We start from the raw sequence: 15,899 nt of genomic DNA, 5'->3' as shown, positions 1-15,899 counted from the left end.
ATCAAAAAAAGAAAACCGCCCGACCTGATGAGCCGTTTATGCTCAAGAGGAAGGGGCGGTTCTTATGAAGCTGTGATCCTTATTTCAATTCATACTGAACGCTCAGCTGTGTCGACACTTTCACTTCTCCAGGCGCCACTGCCGTGGAACTATTCGAATCCGCAGCGGACATCGCTTCCATTTTAGCTGCCGTATAAATCACTGGGTTGCTTACATCTCCCTGGCTGACTACCAGCACCATTCCAAGCTGACGTTTAGCCGCTTTAGCGATGGTTCCTGCCTTCAGGTCCGCATTCGCCATGGCTTTTTGAATGACCTGCTCTTCATATTGATCGCGGTTTTCAACCGAGAAGCTTATGCTGTCGATGTTGTTCGCTCCTGCATTCGATGCATCGTCAAGCAGTTTACCGATTTTGGACAGGTCCCGATAGGAAACCTGAAGCGTGTGATGCGCTGTATAGCCCTTCACCTTTTGCCCGTCTTTATCATTGTAAGTGTAATTCGGCTGCACATAGAAGGATACGCTTTGAATGTCCTTGTCTGCGATTTTCCATGTGTTTTTCAAGGTATCTGTAATCTTTTGAATTTTCTCGGCGTTGGCCTTTTGCGCACTTTGCGCTGTATCTGCCTGTGTATCCACTCCGATGGACAGGTAGGCGATATCCGGCTTCACGGAAATCTCACCTTTGCCGACGACGTTAACAATATTGCGCTGCACATCCTGATCCGCATATGCCGTGGAAGTTAACCCCATTCCACTTACGCCTGCTCCTCCGACTAACAAAGCGCCCGCGATCAGTACGGAACCCACAGGCTTCATCCATTTGTTCATTTTTATGCCCTCCTCTAGTTATCGAACAGTTTTCCCAAAGAGGCGCAAGTGCAAAAGTCAGCAGGATCTAACCTATCTTTTTCACTTTCACCTGATTTGTCTACTAGACGCAGAGGATTGGTAAATGTTGCAGATATACGAAATATTTTCTGCCCAAATATGGAATTAGGTAATTGCCTGCAAATTGCTTTGAGCATTTTTGATGCCTTGCAGACTGTTTTCATTATTGCTCAGCAAGGACTGCAACGTCGCCAGCAGTTCCTGAAGCGTAGCCGATGTCTGCTCATTGACCGATGCCAGATGTGATGTCGAATCATCAATGGAACCGGAAAATGAGGCAATCTCACGGATATGAGCAAGATAACCGTCCGAGATTTCCAGAAGCCCTGCAATAGACTTTTTAATCGAATTAAAGGCCTCGGAGGTTTCCTGAGTCAACGTGCTGCTCTTCTGCATCCCCTCTGCAACCTGTCCCATACGGTTAATTGTGTCATTCATCAGGCCGGAGAACCCGCTCATTTCAGAAGAGATCTGTTCTGCCGAACTTGAAGCTATTTCAGCCAGCTTGCGGATCTCCTTGGCCACGACAGCGAATCCTTGTCCATGCTCGCCCGCTCTGGCGGCTTCAATACTGGCATTCAGAGATAACAGATTCGTTTGATTGGCGATTTCCTGTATGGTCTGGCTGAATTGCGATGTGCGGCTTACCCGCTCGGTCAAGCTTTGGATATCTGTAGACATTGCGTCAATCTGCAGCTTAAAGTCTATAATGGCCTGATTCAGCAGCTCCACTTTATCCTTGCCTGTTTCCGACAGCCGGCTCGTATCACCTGTTTGTTCCAGCAGAGTCTCCGTCGAGCTCGACATCTGCTTCACCATCGTGTTCATCTGTTTTACAGACTCGTTGATGGCGTAAGTCGAGTCCACCTGTGCGGATGCGCCGCCGGAGATCTCCTGGAATGCAATGTTCATCTGCTCAAAGGAGGCCAGATTATCCTCAACGCCATGGGTGATATCCTGAATGTTGCCCGTGACAAGCGTTACGCTGTTCAACAGGCGGTTCCTCTGCTCCTGCTGCTCGGCCAATAGCCTTTCACTCTGTTCGCGTGCCTTTTTCATATTTTTCATCAGTGTATTCGTGACAAGCAGGAGGAGGAAAACCATGATGGATACAAGCACCACCATCAGTAATGCCTGCTGCTTATCCTTCAGCGTCATTGGAATCCCGGTATTTCCGAAGGCCAGATAAAGCGTAATGATCAGTGAATACACCAGTGTAATAGAGGTTATGGCGATCTGCAGCGTAATGATGGAGAGCACAATCAGATAGTAGACCGCGAAAAAGCTTGCCATCGTAGGCTGAACGAAGGACTGGATCCCAATATTCAGAGCCATGCTGAAAACGCTGATATATGATATATAGCGGATATATTTTTTGCGAATATGTAAGTAAACGTATGAAACTAAAGCAATGATATTAATTAAAAAGCAAAAATTGGCTATGCTAAATAAATGGTTCGGTTCCACCGTGGTAGCCGCAAAAAATGTTGTGATGATGATGGCGGCCAATAAAATTTTATTTCTCCCGCCCATGTCCTTTTCTTCAAGCGTCAGCATTCTTTCTGAACCTGTTCCTTCTCTCCCATTTGATGAGTTTCTCTTACTGCTCCATTTCCCCATACCGTTACTACTCCTTTTTTATATTTTCTCCATCGTAAAATAAGAGCGTGCCGCCTTCGTAGTGGGCAGCTATAGTATGATATCGGTTAAATGGTTACTTTTGGTAAGAGATCTTTTTATAAAACAGAGGTTTTCCAGACATAGCAAAACAGCCTTCTCTTCTACTTGAAGAAAGGGCTGCCTTTGAAAATGGCCGTGAGGATGACCCCCGGCAGAGTATGAATCAAACCGTATTATTGGTTCTCGAGTTCTTCCTTACCCACCAAACTGACTAAAGCGGTTACAGCCTGATCTGCGTCCGCTCCCTCGGCACTGATGATTACTTCCGTACCCGAACTGATTGCAAGGCTCATAATTCCCATGATACTCTTGGCATTTACTTTTTTATCATCTTTTTCCACGAAAATTTCAGACGAGTACTTATTCGCTTCTTGGACGAACAACGCTGCCGGTCTGGCATGAAGACCCGTTTTTAAGCGGACAACTACGGGATGTTTTGTCATGGAAACCTTACCCCCTATTTAAGAAATCTGCATAGCTCTCATACCATATTTGGTAACATTATAACATTATAACATGAACGACACTAGAAGAAAAAAACTAGCCGTTGCGAATCTTCTCAGCCAGCTCGTCGATCTTGCGCAAACGGTGGTTAACACCGGATTTGCTGACCGATCCTTTGAGGAGCTCGCCTACCTCCTTGAGGTTCATATCCGGGTGAGCCAAGCGGATCTCAGCAACCTCGCGCAGCTTGTCGGGCAGGTTATGCAGCCCCATTTCCTTCTGCAGCAACTTGATATTATCGATTTGCCGGACGGCAGCTCCAATGGTCTTGTTCAGATTGGCTGTTTCGCAGTTCACAATCCGGTTTACCGAATTGCGCATGTCACGCATGATACGCACATCCTCAAACTTGAACAGCGCCTGATGCGCTCCGATCAGACTCAGGAATTCAATAATTTTCTCGCCTTCCTTGATGTATAGAATGAACCCCTTCTTCCGCTCGATCAACCGGGCGTTAAGCTGGAATTCATTCGCCAGATCGACCAGGGCCTGGCAGTGCTCCTCATACATCGAGGAGATCTCCATATGGTAGGAAGATCCTTCAGGATTATTCACCGAGCCTCCGGCCATAAACGCTCCGCGCAGGTATGCGCGCTTACAACAGTTTTTCTTGACCAGATCAGGATCGATGTCTGCCCGGAACAAAAAGCCCTCCGAGACAATCTTCAGCTCTTTCAGTATTTCCTGAACACGGGCCGGAATACGGACGATGTACACATTATTTTTTTTCAGACGCATTTTCTTACGAACAAGCAGCTCTGTGTGAGCCTGAAAATATTTTTTGATCAGCGTATAGATCCGTCTGGCAATCGCTGCATTCTCGGTGGATATATCCAAAATGACCTTCTTGTTCGAAAGCTGGACCGCCCCGTTCATGCGGATCAGTGCCGACAATTCGGCCTGTTCGCAGCAATTGTCAGCTTCGATCATGGTCAGTTCTTTTTTAGTCAGCGCCGCAAACGACACGGGACTCTCACCTCTTTCTTGAAATCCAGTCTTGAACCAGCTGGTAAATATGATGACTCAGTTTGTCGGCATCATGCCGCAGATAAGTCCGGAATAGCACCAGCGTGTCGGCAATGATCTTGTATCCCAGGTTGGTTACCTCATCATAGTCGAGCTCGACCGGCTTGGCGCCCTTTTCTGCGTACTTATCCTGAACCTGCGGAGGAATATCCCCGCTGTTCACGATGACATAGTCAAATAAGTGCTTGCCGATATGATCATAAATAGCCTGGAGATGATCACTGACGGTATATCCGTCCGTTTCTCCCGGCTGGGTCATGACGTTGCAGACAAATATTTTGATCGCTTCCGAAGCCATCACGGCTTCAGCCAGCTTTGGAACCAGCAGATTCGGCAGAATACTGGTATACAAGCTTCCGGGACCGATCAAAATCGCATCGGCTTCTTCAATGGCGGCAACAGCCTCAGGCAGTGGCTCCACCTCGGATGGCTCCAGAAAAACACGCTTGATCCGTCCGCCCGCTTCAGGGATTTTGGATTCGCCGGTTACAACAGAGCCGTCTTCCATCTCCGCAGAAAGCACAACGGCCTCGCCAGCAGCAGGCAGCACGCGGCCCCTTACTGCGAATACCCGGCTCAGCTCCCGAACAGCCGTGACAAAGTCACCGCTAATATCGGTTATCGCCGCCAGGATCAAGTTACCCAGACTGTGTCCAGCAAGACCTGAGCCGCTGCTGAAACGGTATCTCAGCATTTCTGACATCAGTGGTTCAACATCGGCCAATGCTGTCAGAACGTTGCGGATATCGCCCGGAGGCGGCATCTGCAGTTCACTCCGCAGTATGCCTGAGCTGCCTCCGTCATCGGCCACGGTTACGATCGCCGTGATGTCCAGCGGCATTTCCTTTAAGCCGCGCAGCATGACCGACAAACCTGTACCTCCGCCCATGACAACAATCCGCGGACGCTCTCTTTTTTGCTCAGCCACTCTCATCACTTCCACTCTCATTAATGCCGATCACGTTCAGAATCCCGGTGGCTGACCGAAACTGATTCTGTTTCACTGGCCCCCAGCATTTTGCCCAGATATTCAGCGATGGCTACCGAGCGGTGTTTCCCGCCTGTGCATCCAATGCCGATAATCACTTGACTCTTGCCTTCCTTACGGTACTGTGGGATGAGAAAATGCAGCATATCCAGCAGTTTGGTCAGGAATGATTGGGTTTCAGGCCACTTCATGACATAGTCGTATACTTCGCTGTCCTGTCCGGTCCGCGGCCGCAAATTCTCCACATAATGGGGATTGGGCAGAAAGCGGACATCAAATACAAGGTCGGCGTCAATCGGAATACCGTATTTAAAGCCGAACGAAGTTATATTGATGGATAGCGTGTTGCTCTCCAGCTGGGAGAACCTCGAGATGATCTTATCCTTCAGCTGTCCCGGCTTCATGCTGCTGGTATCCAGCACAACGGTTGCGGAGCTTTTCAGTTCCTCCAGCATTTTGCGCTCAAGTCGGATGCCATCAAGCGGCATGCCCTCAGGAGCAAGCGGATGACGACGCCGGCTTTCCTTGTAGCGTTGCACCAGAACCGAGTCGGTAGCTTCCAGAAACAGAATTTCACAATGTATCGTAAAATGGTCCTTGATATAATTCAAAGATTCCGAAAGGGCCGTAAAAAATTCGCGTCCGCGCAAATCGATTACCAGCGCCACCTTCGCGATTTTACCCTTCGATTGTTCAATCAGTTCAGCGAATTTTGGAATCAGCACCGGAGGCAGGTTATCTACACAAAAAAAACCGAGATCCTCCAGGCTTCGTACTGCTAGCGTCTTTCCAGCCCCTGACATGCCTGTAATAATAATCAGGGTGGCCATGGCCGACGCAGTATTGTCACCGTCTTGCATCAGCTTTCCCTCCCTTGGTTTGGTATTCAGAAAGCGAAAGAACGGGCCGCAAATACTTCAAATTCTTATTCATTCAAAGCCGCCCGCTGTACATCCGTTTCTCCGTTTAAACAGCCGATACAGCTGTTCTAGGAACGAAGCAGGAGTCCGGCAGCGCCGACAACACCGGCATCGTTTCCAAGCTGTGCAGGCAGGATCGAAACGCCCTTCTGCAGTGGCTCTGGTGTCAGTTTGGCGAACACTTCGCGCACCTCGTCAAACAGGATATCTCCTGCTTTCGATACACCGCCGCCGATAATGAACACTTCCGGGTTGAGTGCAGCCGCTACAGCTGCCATGGATTTGCCCAGATAGAACGCTGCACGCTTCACGATGCGCTGAGCAACCTCATCCCCCGCTTTTGCAGCATCGAATACTTCCTTCGCTGCGATATTCGACTCCAGCGCCAGAGAAGTGCGGTCACCGCGCTCCACAGCATCCTTCGCCATACGAATAATCCCGGTAGCCGAAGATACTGTCTCGAGACAGCCCATTTTGCCGCAGCCGCATTGGATTGCTTCCAGATCAGGAACCACCGAGATATGTCCCAGCTCTCCTGCAAGGCCAGAGAAGCCCTGATAAATTCTTCCGTTCATAATGATTCCGCCGCCTACACCCGTACCCAGTGTATAGCACACACAGTTGTCGATTCCGCGTCCCGCGCCGCTCCAAGCCTCACCGAGAGCAGCAACGTTAGCATCATTGTCTATTTTAATAGGCTTGCCGATCTTTTCCTCCAGAATAGCGCGAATCGGCACATCACGGAAACCTACGTTTGGTGCGAAAATAATGATTCCCTCACGGACATTGGTGAAGCCGGCAACTCCCGCTCCCACACCGGCCAGCTGATCCCAGCTGTATGGGGACTGGTCAACAATATGTCGAACATATTTCTCGATATTATTGACGACAACATCAACGCCTTTTTCCGTTTCTGTGGGTCCTTCATACGTTTGAATAAGCTGTCCTGCTTGATTGCAGATGCCGACCTTGATCGAGGTTCCCCCTAAATCGACACCAACGTAGATTTGCTCAGACATGTTACAAGCCACCTTTTTTCTTCAATAATAGTTTACCCCTACTGTACCAACTATAATTGAAGCTATTCTATCGGTCAAGAGATGTGAGAACCGTCACAAACCGCCTTCAATGCCCGTACCGCGGGCTGAAACGGCTTTGTGGAAATTTCGTGAAACAGTTCGCACGCCCTATTTTCCCCTCACATGAAATGACAATTGTCATATGCTTTTCATGACAGCGTACACTAACCGCACCCGCTTCCTGTGATTAGAATGGAAGTATCAGGTATTCAGCAGTAACAGAACCTATCTCAGGCGGAGGTTATTATGGAAAATATAGCAGAGCTTCAGCATGTATCTAAAATATTCTCAGGTAAAAAGGCCGTGGATGATGTTTCATTCGTTATCCCGAGCGGCTCGGTCACCGCAGTTCTTGGTCCCAATGGAGCAGGTAAAACAACCGTGCTCTCCATGATGCTGGGACTACGGGAGCCTAGTCTTGGCAGTGTCAGAATATTCGGCCAATCCCCTAAGCATGCCCAGGTCAAAAGACGCATTGGCGCCATGCTGCAGGAGGTCAGCGTCATTGATGGACTCAAGGTGCATGAGGTCATGAGCCTGATCCGGAGTTACTATCCGAGCCCCATAAAGCTGTCCGAAATGGTACATCTGGCCGGCTTTAAGCCGGAGGAGCTGAATAAACGCGCTGATAAGCTGTCCGGAGGGCAGAAGCGCAGGCTCGGATTTGCACTAGCTCTTGCGGGAAATCCGGATCTTCTTTTCTTCGATGAACCAACGGTTGGTCTCGATGCTCCTGCGCGCAAGGCGTTTTGGCAACAGGCTGATGAATTGGCCGATCGGGGCAAAACCATTCTCTTCTCCACTCACTATTTGCAGGAGGCTGAGGATACCGCGGATCGGATTCTTCTTTTTAATAAAGGAAAAATCGCTGCCGACGGCACGCCTGACGAAATTGTTTCGAAACTGACCAGCCGCTCCGTGTCTTTCATCGCAGACATGACCGGAGAAGATTCCTATGCTGCGGATGAGATGGTTCATCGCATGCGCTCCGTTCCCGGTGTACGCGACTGCATGGAGCAGGAAGGAAGATGGGTCGTTACGGCAGATAATACGGATACCGTGCTGGCTGCAATCTTCAGATACAATATACCCGCGAGGGATATCCGCACCGGGCAGGGGCGGCTCGATGATGCATTTGAAATCATGGTTAGCGCGGATCACGACAAGGAGGCGGTATCATAATGAAAATGCTGTTGATGCAGTGCAGGGTGGAAATGCTGCGGATTATCCGTAATCCTTATTATGTATTTTGGTCCCTGTTGATGCCTATAGTATTTTATTTTATCTTCACCAAAATCGTGAATACCGGCATTGATAACGTGGAGGCGTGGCAGGCACATTATCTAATGTCAATGACCACCTTCAGCGTTATGGGATCGGCGATCATGACCGTCGGCATCCGCATGGTTCAGGAGCAAAGTCTTGGTTGGGCCGTCTATATGCGGATCACCCCGCTGCCGGGGAGTATCTATTTTATATCCAAGATGTTTGGGCAAACCGTCATGCATGCTTTTTCGGTCATCGTTATTTTTATTGCAGGATTCCTTATTAACGGAGTTCACATGTCCATCGGCCAATGGATTGGAAGCGGATTGTGGATTCTGGTTGCCTCCATCCCGTTTCTTGCTCTGGGCACCCTGTTCGGAACCATGAAAAGAGTGGACACTGCAAGCGGTGTGAGCAATATTGCATACATGCTGATGGCTGTTCTTGGCGGCATGTGGATGCCGATCGACAGCTTTCCCTCCGTGCTGCAAACCATTGGCAAGTGGCTTCCATCCTACAATTATGGCGCCGGTGTATGGTCCATTGCCGCAGGGAATGCCCCTGATCTGAAACCAATATTGATTTTGGCCGGATATTTATTCCTGTTTATGGTACTATCCATGTATATTCGAAAAAAACAGGAAGCGGTGTAATCCTTGAATCGTTCACGATTTAGATTTTTCCCAAGTGAACTGGGAGTTTTCCCTTATGTTTGGCTAATATATATATCCATGCCGATTTTCTATATCAGCCAGGAGCAGGGTTTACGGATGGCGGTGGGCTATTTGATGATCGCCATCTTTCTGTTAACCTACCGTCAGCTTTTTTTCGCCAAAAAATCATTCACCTACTGGCTGGGTCTTCAGATGCTCCTTGCCTTTATTCTCTGTGTCGCATACAGCCCATTCAATGTATTTCTCGGATTCTACACAGCCAGCTTTATTGCCTATTACAAAGAACAGCGGCGGTTTTCCATTGCCCTGGCTGTCTTTTATATCATGCTGATTCTGCCCATCTTTATCAATATCCCCCGTATGGTAAGGCAGGATCTGTATATCGTCCTACCCTTTTTAGTGGTCATGATGATGTCTCCCTTCGGGATGCGGTCCATGTTCAAGCAGCAGCAGCTCCAACGCGATCTGAAGCAGGCGAATGAACGGATTGAGGAGCTGATAAAGCGCGAGGAGCGGATGCGCATTTCGAGGGACTTGCATGACACATTAGGACACACTTTGTCACTGATCACCTTGAAAAGCCAGCTCGTTACACGGTTGATCGACCGCGACCCGGGGAAAGCGCTGATGGAGGCACGGGAGATTGAACAGACCTCCAGAGCCGCCCTGCGGCAGGTACGGGAGCTTGTGACCGGGATGCGGACATTGACAGTTATGGAGGAGCTCAGGGCTTCTGAACGAATGCTGGAGAGTGCAGGCATACAGCATAAGGCTGAAGGTGACTTTCGGGTAGAAGGCATTTCAGGATTGACGCAAAACATTCTTAGCATGTGTTTGAAAGAAGCCGTCACCAACATCGTGAAACACAGCCGGGCGGATGCTTGTACGATTGCTATCGAGCAAACATCGGGTGAAATCCGGCTCACCATCAGCGATAACGGTATAGGCTGGAATTCCGGCTCTGAAGGAGAACCGAAGGCTGGTAATGGCTTAACAGGCATGAAGGAGCGGCTGTCCCTGATCGACGGTACCGTGGAGCTCTCTTCATCCGACGGTATGGTTGTCCGAATCGGCATTCCAATCGTCATAAAAAATGAAACCGGCAAGGAGTGTGAAACCGCATGATCCAAATTGTGATTGCCGAGGACCAGCGTCTTTTGCGCGGCGCCCTTGCCTCTCTTCTTGACCTGGAGGATGATCTGCAGGTGGTAGGCCAGGCCGGTGACGGGGCGGAAGCGCTTTCCCTGATCTTGAAAATGAAGCCTGATGTGTGTCTGCTGGACATCGAGATGCCTGTACAAACAGGCATAGAGGTGGCTGAGCTGCTCAAAACGGAATCATCACCATGCCGCGTCATCATTCTGACGACCTTTGCACGTCCGGGATACTTTGAGAGGGCCGTTAAGGCAGGCGTCAGCGGCTATTTGCTGAAGGACGAGCCAAGTGATCGGCTCGCCGAGTCGATCCGCCGTGTCATGCAGGGACATCGTGCCATATCACCTGAGCTGATCTTTGACTCCGTCTCTCAAAAGAACCCGCTCACCCCGAGGGAATGTGAGATTCTACAGCTGATTGCCGCTGGCAAAACTGCTAATGAAATCGCACGCTCCCTACATCTCTCGCACGGCACTGTCCGCAATTATATCTCTGAAATCCTGAACAAGCTCGAGGTCAAAAACCGGATCGAGGCGATCAGCATGGCGGAAGAAAACGGCTGGCTATAAGGAGCTACGGTTTCGGGCTATCCGCTCTGTTGTTCGCCAGTTTTTGGATTGGAAGGGTCTAAGGTGAAAACTGGCTCTCAAAGGATCGGATATCCCCAAACCTCCGCTCCTTCCTCCTTGCAAAGGCCAGTTCTTTCCTCACCTCATTCTTCGGTGAGATGGGAAGAAGCTGCTCCTGGTTTTCAACCAGGCGACAGCTTCTTTCTTTATTTATGGAATCTATCTATGTTCGGAGAGCTACGGTGAAAGATTGCTGCTGCAAAATGATTCCGTCCCCTCGCTCAGTTACTTTATGGAAAAAGCATCAACTAAAAAGGATGCCCCCTTAGCCCTACAATGGCCTAATGGGACACCCTTTTGTATTAAATCAGTACTTACAGCGTTTCGCTCCAGTCATGCACCATACTGCCTTCCAGGAACTTCTCACAGTCCATTGCAGCCATACAGCCTGTACCGGCTGCGGAAATGGCTTGGCGGTAACGCAAATCCTGCACGTCCCCGCAAGCGAACACGCCCGGAATATTGGTTTCCGTCGTTCCCGGCTTCACGAGAATGTAACCAACCTCATCCGTCGTAATCTGGCTGTCTAGGAATTTGGTATTCGGCGTATGCCCGATAGCTACGAAGACACCGTCTGCCTCGATCAGTTCTTCCTGTCTGCTTTCGTTATTAAATACCTTCAGACCTTTCACACCGTTCTCACCAGCTACCACTTCTAGCGGAGCTCTGTTCAGCGCCCAGATTATCTTTTCATTGCCACGCGCACGATCCTGCATAATTTTCGAAGCTCTCAGCTCTTCTCTGCGGTGCACCAGCGTTACGCTGGAACCAAAACGGGTAAGGAAGTTTGCTTCCTCCATAGCCGAGTCGCCGCCGCCGATGACAACAATCTTCTTGCCGCGGAAGAAAAATCCGTCACAGGTTGCACAAGTGCTGACTCCGCGTCCAATATTCTCCTGCTCCCCTGGAATTCCAAGATATTTCGCAGAAGCACCGGTCGAAATAATCACAGACTCAGCTTCAATCTCGCCCATACCTTCCACAGTCAGCTTAAATGGGCGTTTGGAGAAATCCACCTTGTCCACCCAGCCGGTTTTGAACTCTGCGCCGAAGCGCTCAGCCTGCTTGCGCATATTATCCATCAGCTCCGGACCCATAATCCCATCGGGAAAGCCAGGAAAGTTCTCAATATCCGTGGTCGTGGTCAGCTGTCCGCCGGGCTGCATGCCTTCAATTACAAGCGGCTGCATATTTGCCCGAGCCAGATAAATGGCTGCCGTAAGCCCTGCAGGACCCGTTCCGATTACGATTGATTTGTACATATCATTAGCCTCCTTAAGCAGATCATCCATGTCTTTAATAAAATTATATGTTTTCTGTAAAAGGACGGAAAATATCATCCTTTTCATCCTTGAGCGAACATACACTGTCGATACGTTTCACATAACGGCTTACCGTTGATACTGAAACCCCGTAGCGCTGTGCCACTTCCTGATAAGTCAAAGAGCTGCCGTGCTGCTTGGCTGTTAGGTACTCCAAAGCCGCAGACCATCCCTCTGTCTGACGGATCATCGGTGTGTCGGGATGCAGCTTGCCCAGAAATTGGGCCCATAAATTCTGCAGATGGTTCTTCTGCTCGCGGTCCGCCTTCGCGCCCATATGCTTTAGCGCTTGATCTACAACTGCCTGAAAGGAGTCGCCTCCATGATACTCATAGGCCGCCTGCGTTTCTGCGATAATCGAAGCAGAAGAAGCGCTGACCTCTAAAATGGCTTGGGCAGAGCCGCCTACCCCCATCTCTTGTAAAACACGCAGGGCTTCATCCTTCAGCTCGGCCGGCTCATCCGGCTCTTTCAGGAAAGCTTCAAGCGTCTCCTTCACCTCTTCGTCGGCAATCCAGCCAAGCGCACGAATAACCTGCAGCTTAGTTCCTTTGTCTCCATAACGAAGCGCCCAGAAAAACGAAGAGCGAATCAGCGGATTGACCTTAATCTCCTCGCAAAGCTCGGTTTCATCCTGCTCCCAACGTTTCAACTGCTCCTCGAATGGCAGATGGTAATGATAGCTCAGCTCAAGTCGCTGCGCGCCTGATAAATCCAATTCCTCCAGCTGCGTGAGATAAAAGCGTGGAATATCCGATGCAGGATCCATTTTTTTTACCTGACGCCAGTACCGCTGCGCTTCTTTGTAGCGCCCGCTGTTGAAAGCAGCCACGGCGGTATAATGATAAATGCTTGGATCCCCGTTCACTTCCTCATCCTTCAGAAGCCTGCGGAAATGTCCGTAAGCTGACTCATGTCTACCCAGAATGCCCATTGTGGTAGCCAGCTTAAATACATGCTCCTGGTGGAAGGGAACCGTGATTTCAAGCAGCTCCAGCAGAGGATTCAAAGAATTAGTATCCCCTTCATGCTGGTAAAATATCGCCAGATTACACAGACCGTGAATATTGCCTTGTTCCAGCTCCAGCACTTCACCGATCGTAGTCTTGGCTTTGTGGAACAATCCCATATAATAGTAAGCCAGCGCCAGATTATTACGTGCTGCCAGGAAATCCGGATGCTCCTGCACGATCTTTTCCAGCAGCTCGGCTGCCTGTGAGAACTTCCCCTCTTCCATCAGCGCCCGCGCATCTTCGTGTTCCACCATGCCTTCGCGGCTGCGAATCCTGTTCAGCTTGACCGGACGCTCCAGCTCATATTGGAACAGCTCCATCATTTCTTCGGCCTCATCCAGAAACTGGCCTGCGGGATCCTCTTCCAAGTACTTGATCAGCACCTGTTCGGCTTCTTCAAAATTCTCCATATTGGCATAATTATTAGCCATATAGAAATAGCATTCCGTCATGGTAGCATCGACATGCTCCAAAATATCGGCAAGGACGGCGTTTGAACCTTCATAATCGCCCATCTCTGATAATATACCCGCCATATTGCAATGATTCACCGGATTTTCCGGTTCATATTCAACAGCTTTGCGAAAATATTTCAATGCCTTATCGTAATGAAGGCGGTCCAGTGACCGGACAGCACGTTCAAAAAAGAAATTGGCATCCATATGAATGGGTATTACTTTATGTTGTAGGTCCTCAGCCTGCAAATGATTTTCCTCCATGTAAGCAAGGCACCTCCCTTAAGTTGCATCTAACATTCTATCAAAGCGAAACCATAGTTTCATCTATATATAAAATGAATCATTTTTCTATCCAGAATAGTATACCATAACTTTTAAGGTGCATCTAAGGCAATATCTATTATATAAATACTGTCCAACAATCTATTTTTTATGGACTATAAGTTCATGTCAGAAGATTCAATAATCATAAAAAAAGACGCCGGAGCATTATACTCCTGCGTCTTTAAACATGGTGGCAAGCGATCCGCCCTCCATGATAATCCTTACAGCTGCGGATAGCATGGGGGCCACAGATAACACTTTGATCCGGTCATGCTGTCCCTCTCGAACCGCTATCGAGTCTGTAACTACGATCTCCCTGATGTGGGAATGGCTTAAGCGCTCAAGCGCATTTCCTGAGAACAGCCCGTGAGTCGCACAGATGATTGCTTTCGCTGCGCCGCGCTCCTTAAGGCTCTCCACCACATTGACGATCGTTGACCCGGTATCGATAATATCTTCGATAATGATCGGTGTTTTTCCCTCCACGTCCCCAATAACATGTGTTATCACCGATTCATTATGGGCGGGACGCTTCTTGAACATGATAGCAAATGGAGAATCCAAATGGTTAGCCAGCTTTTCGGCCGTCTTGGCCCGTCCTGCATCAGGTGACACGATGACAGGACTCGCCAGGTTTAAGGACTTCAAGTAATGGCTGATCAAGTCCAGCGCTGTCAGATGATCAACAGGGATATTGAAAAAACCCTGGATCGCCGGCGCATGCAGGTCAATGGTAATAACCCGGTTGGCGCCGGCGGTCGTCAGGACATCAGCTACCATTTTGGCGGAGATCGGCTCACGTGGTGCTGATTTCCGCTCCTGCCTGGCGTATCCATAGTATGGAACGACAATGTTAATCGTACGTGCCGAGGCGCGCTTCGCCGCATCAATCATGACCAGCAGCTCAACAAACATCTCATTAATCGGATGTGAAAGGGATTGTACGATGAACACATCACAGTTGCGGATGCTCTCTTCATAATTTACGTAAATCTCACCGCTCTTAAAGCGGGATAACGTAATATTGCCCAGCTCCGCTCCCAGCTTCTCGCACATGCTCTCAGCCAGCAAGGGATTGGATGACCCGGAAAAAATACGCACCTTATGCTGCATATGCTCCTCCTGATACCCGTTTAATTTAGACTTCCAGAGGCATCATTGTTCTCTGACGCTTCTCAAACACCGCCAGTTCGCGGAATCCAACTTCCCACAATGCTGCCCGCGCGCGATCCAGGTTTTCACCGAGTTTCTTTGGATCATGCGCATCCGATCCGACCGTTAGGGGAATGCCCAGCCGATATGCCTCTCGCAGCATCCGTTCCGATGGAAACATCTCTGCGCATGGCTTGGACAATCCGGAGGCATTCAGCTCCATCGCCACTCCACTTCTGGCTACGGCGTTGAGGGCAGCATCTTCCAGTGCCTCCACTTCATCCATAGCTTCCACGCCCGGATGATATCCGAACCTTTTAATGACATCCAGATGGCCCATGATATCATAGAAACCGGTCGCAGCTGCTTTTTGAATGGCATCGTAATAAGTTTGATAGACCTCGAGTTTATTACGGCCCTCCCAGCCCTGGGTCTGCCGGTGATCCGTAATATCCCATTCCCCAAGGAAGTGGACGGAGCCAATGACATAATCCCAAGGGTAAGCCTTTACGATCCGCTCTATCGCTTCTTCCCATCCTTCTATATAGTCCCCTTCGAGACCTAATCGTATATCAATCTGTCCCTTATATTTCTCTTTTAACTTCAGACATTCCTCCACATAGCGTGGAAGTTCATCCATCGGCATGGCCATTTCCGGATAGTAGCGGGAAGGGTCAACGTGAAGCAGCGGCATATGATCGGACAAGCCAATTTGGCCCAATCCGATCTCTATGCCGCGGCGTACATACTCCTCAAGCTCTCCGACCGCATGACCGCAGCGGACATGATGCGTGTGATAATCGATCAGCATACTTGG

At 49.4% G+C, this 15,899-nt stretch carries 15 protein-coding genes; 4 read left to right on the top strand and 11 right to left on the bottom strand.

Annotated elements, in window-relative coordinates:
• Window positions 1-79 precede the first annotated feature (79 nt).
• From E6W40_RS21665 to E6W40_RS21635, 7 genes are all read right to left on the bottom strand, one after another.
• Window positions 80-832, bottom strand: a complete 753-nt coding sequence (locus E6W40_RS21665) for an SIMPL domain-containing protein (RefSeq protein ID WP_136607661.1) — start codon at window positions 830-832, stop codon at window positions 80-82.
• A 165-nt stretch (window positions 833-997) separates the two neighbouring features.
• On the bottom strand, window positions 998-2,512 hold the full coding sequence (locus E6W40_RS21660; RefSeq protein ID WP_211147059.1) for a methyl-accepting chemotaxis protein: 1,515 nt from the start codon (window positions 2,510-2,512) through the stop codon (window positions 998-1,000).
• 233 nt (window positions 2,513-2,745) lie between these two features.
• A complete protein-coding gene (locus tag E6W40_RS21655; RefSeq protein WP_127604616.1) occupies window positions 2,746-3,015 on the bottom strand; it encodes an HPr family phosphocarrier protein in 270 nt (89 codons plus the stop codon).
• 97 nt (window positions 3,016-3,112) lie between these two features.
• The gene (gene whiA / locus E6W40_RS21650) at window positions 3,113-4,042 is read right to left on the bottom strand and encodes a DNA-binding protein WhiA (RefSeq protein ID WP_136607660.1); all 930 of its coding nucleotides are present in this window, start codon (window positions 4,040-4,042) and stop codon (window positions 3,113-3,115) included.
• 7 nt (window positions 4,043-4,049) lie between these two features.
• Window positions 4,050-5,036 carry a gluconeogenesis factor YvcK family protein gene (locus E6W40_RS21645; protein ID WP_136608190.1) on the bottom strand — a complete coding sequence of 329 codons (987 nt, stop codon included), beginning with the start codon at window positions 5,034-5,036 and terminating at the stop codon, window positions 4,050-4,052.
• A 14-nt stretch (window positions 5,037-5,050) separates the two neighbouring features.
• Window positions 5,051-5,950, bottom strand: coding sequence for an RNase adapter RapZ (rapZ, locus tag E6W40_RS21640; protein ID WP_136607659.1), 900 nt, complete (start codon window positions 5,948-5,950; stop codon window positions 5,051-5,053).
• 128 nt (window positions 5,951-6,078) lie between these two features.
• Entirely contained in the window at window positions 6,079-7,029 is a 951-nt protein-coding gene (locus E6W40_RS21635; RefSeq protein ID WP_136607658.1) for an ROK family glucokinase, read from the bottom strand.
• 306 nt (window positions 7,030-7,335) lie between these two features.
• On the opposite strand from E6W40_RS21635, the gene E6W40_RS21630 reads away from it, so the two are divergent.
• The 4 genes from E6W40_RS21630 to E6W40_RS21615 are packed head-to-tail and all read left to right on the top strand — an operon-like array spanning window position 7,336 to window position 10,753.
• Entirely contained in the window at window positions 7,336-8,271 is a 936-nt protein-coding gene (locus E6W40_RS21630; protein ID WP_136607657.1) for an ABC transporter ATP-binding protein, read from the top strand.
• The gene (locus E6W40_RS21625; protein WP_136607656.1) at window positions 8,271-9,008 is read left to right on the top strand and encodes an ABC transporter permease; all 738 of its coding nucleotides are present in this window, start codon (window positions 8,271-8,273) and stop codon (window positions 9,006-9,008) included. Before E6W40_RS21630 ends, E6W40_RS21625 begins: the two co-directional genes overlap by 1 nt.
• Window positions 9,009-9,011: 3 nt before the next feature.
• On the top strand, window positions 9,012-10,154 hold the full coding sequence (locus tag E6W40_RS21620; protein WP_136607655.1) for a sensor histidine kinase: 1,143 nt from the start codon (window positions 9,012-9,014) through the stop codon (window positions 10,152-10,154).
• Complete coding sequence (locus E6W40_RS21615; protein WP_136607654.1) at window positions 10,151-10,753, top strand: response regulator transcription factor; 603 nt, start codon at window positions 10,151-10,153, stop codon at window positions 10,751-10,753. The genes E6W40_RS21620 and E6W40_RS21615 overlap by 4 nt, the downstream gene beginning before the upstream one ends.
• A gap of 374 nt (window positions 10,754-11,127) precedes the next feature.
• Here E6W40_RS21615 and trxB read toward each other — a convergent pair whose 3' ends face one another.
• From trxB to hisJ, 4 genes are all read right to left on the bottom strand, one after another.
• Window positions 11,128-12,075, bottom strand: coding sequence for a thioredoxin-disulfide reductase (trxB, locus tag E6W40_RS21610; protein ID WP_136607653.1), 948 nt, complete (start codon window positions 12,073-12,075; stop codon window positions 11,128-11,130).
• Window positions 12,076-12,118: 43 nt separating this feature from the next.
• On the bottom strand, window positions 12,119-13,867 hold the full coding sequence (locus tag E6W40_RS21605) for a tetratricopeptide repeat protein (RefSeq protein ID WP_136607652.1): 1,749 nt from the start codon (window positions 13,865-13,867) through the stop codon (window positions 12,119-12,121).
• Window positions 13,868-14,095: 228 nt separating this feature from the next.
• The gene (locus tag E6W40_RS21600) at window positions 14,096-15,043 is read right to left on the bottom strand and encodes a ribose-phosphate diphosphokinase (protein ID WP_136607651.1); all 948 of its coding nucleotides are present in this window, start codon (window positions 15,041-15,043) and stop codon (window positions 14,096-14,098) included.
• Window positions 15,044-15,068: 25 nt separating this feature from the next.
• Window positions 15,069-15,893, bottom strand: coding sequence for a histidinol-phosphatase HisJ (gene hisJ / locus E6W40_RS21595; protein ID WP_136607650.1), 825 nt, complete (start codon window positions 15,891-15,893; stop codon window positions 15,069-15,071).
• Between the last annotated feature and the right edge of the window lie 6 nt (window positions 15,894-15,899).

The organism is Paenibacillus dokdonensis (genome assembly GCF_004916975.1).
GTDB lineage: Bacteria > Bacillota > Bacilli > Paenibacillales > Paenibacillaceae > Paenibacillus_AQ > Paenibacillus_AQ dokdonensis.
This window is presented reverse-complemented; position numbering and strand designations above follow the sequence as displayed.

Coding starts and splice junctions, on each gene's coding strand:
- E6W40_RS21665 (WP_136607661.1), bottom strand. CDS start 832: ATGAACAAATGGATGAAGCCTGTGGGTTCCGTACTGATCGCGGGCGCT.
- E6W40_RS21660 (WP_211147059.1), bottom strand. CDS start 2,512: ATGGGGAAATGGAGCAGTAAGAGAAACTCATCAAATGGGAGAGAAGGA.
- E6W40_RS21655 (WP_127604616.1), bottom strand. CDS start 3,015: ATGACAAAACATCCCGTAGTTGTCCGCTTAAAAACGGGTCTTCATGCC.
- E6W40_RS21645 (WP_136608190.1), bottom strand. CDS start 5,036: ATGAGAGTGGCTGAGCAAAAAAGAGAGCGTCCGCGGATTGTTGTCATG.
- rapZ (WP_136607659.1), bottom strand. CDS start 5,950: ATGCAAGACGGTGACAATACTGCGTCGGCCATGGCCACCCTGATTATT.
- E6W40_RS21635 (WP_136607658.1), bottom strand. CDS start 7,029: ATGTCTGAGCAAATCTACGTTGGTGTCGATTTAGGGGGAACCTCGATC.
- E6W40_RS21630 (WP_136607657.1), top strand. CDS start 7,336: ATGGAAAATATAGCAGAGCTTCAGCATGTATCTAAAATATTCTCAGGT.
- E6W40_RS21625 (WP_136607656.1), top strand. CDS start 8,271: ATGAAAATGCTGTTGATGCAGTGCAGGGTGGAAATGCTGCGGATTATC.
- E6W40_RS21615 (WP_136607654.1), top strand. CDS start 10,151: ATGATCCAAATTGTGATTGCCGAGGACCAGCGTCTTTTGCGCGGCGCC.
- trxB (WP_136607653.1), bottom strand. CDS start 12,075: ATGTACAAATCAATCGTAATCGGAACGGGTCCTGCAGGGCTTACGGCA.
- E6W40_RS21605 (WP_136607652.1), bottom strand. CDS start 13,867: ATGGAGGAAAATCATTTGCAGGCTGAGGACCTACAACATAAAGTAATA.
- E6W40_RS21600 (WP_136607651.1), bottom strand. CDS start 15,043: ATGCAGCATAAGGTGCGTATTTTTTCCGGGTCATCCAATCCCTTGCTG.
- hisJ (WP_136607650.1), bottom strand. CDS start 15,893: ATGCTGATCGATTATCACACGCATCATGTCCGCTGCGGTCATGCGGTC.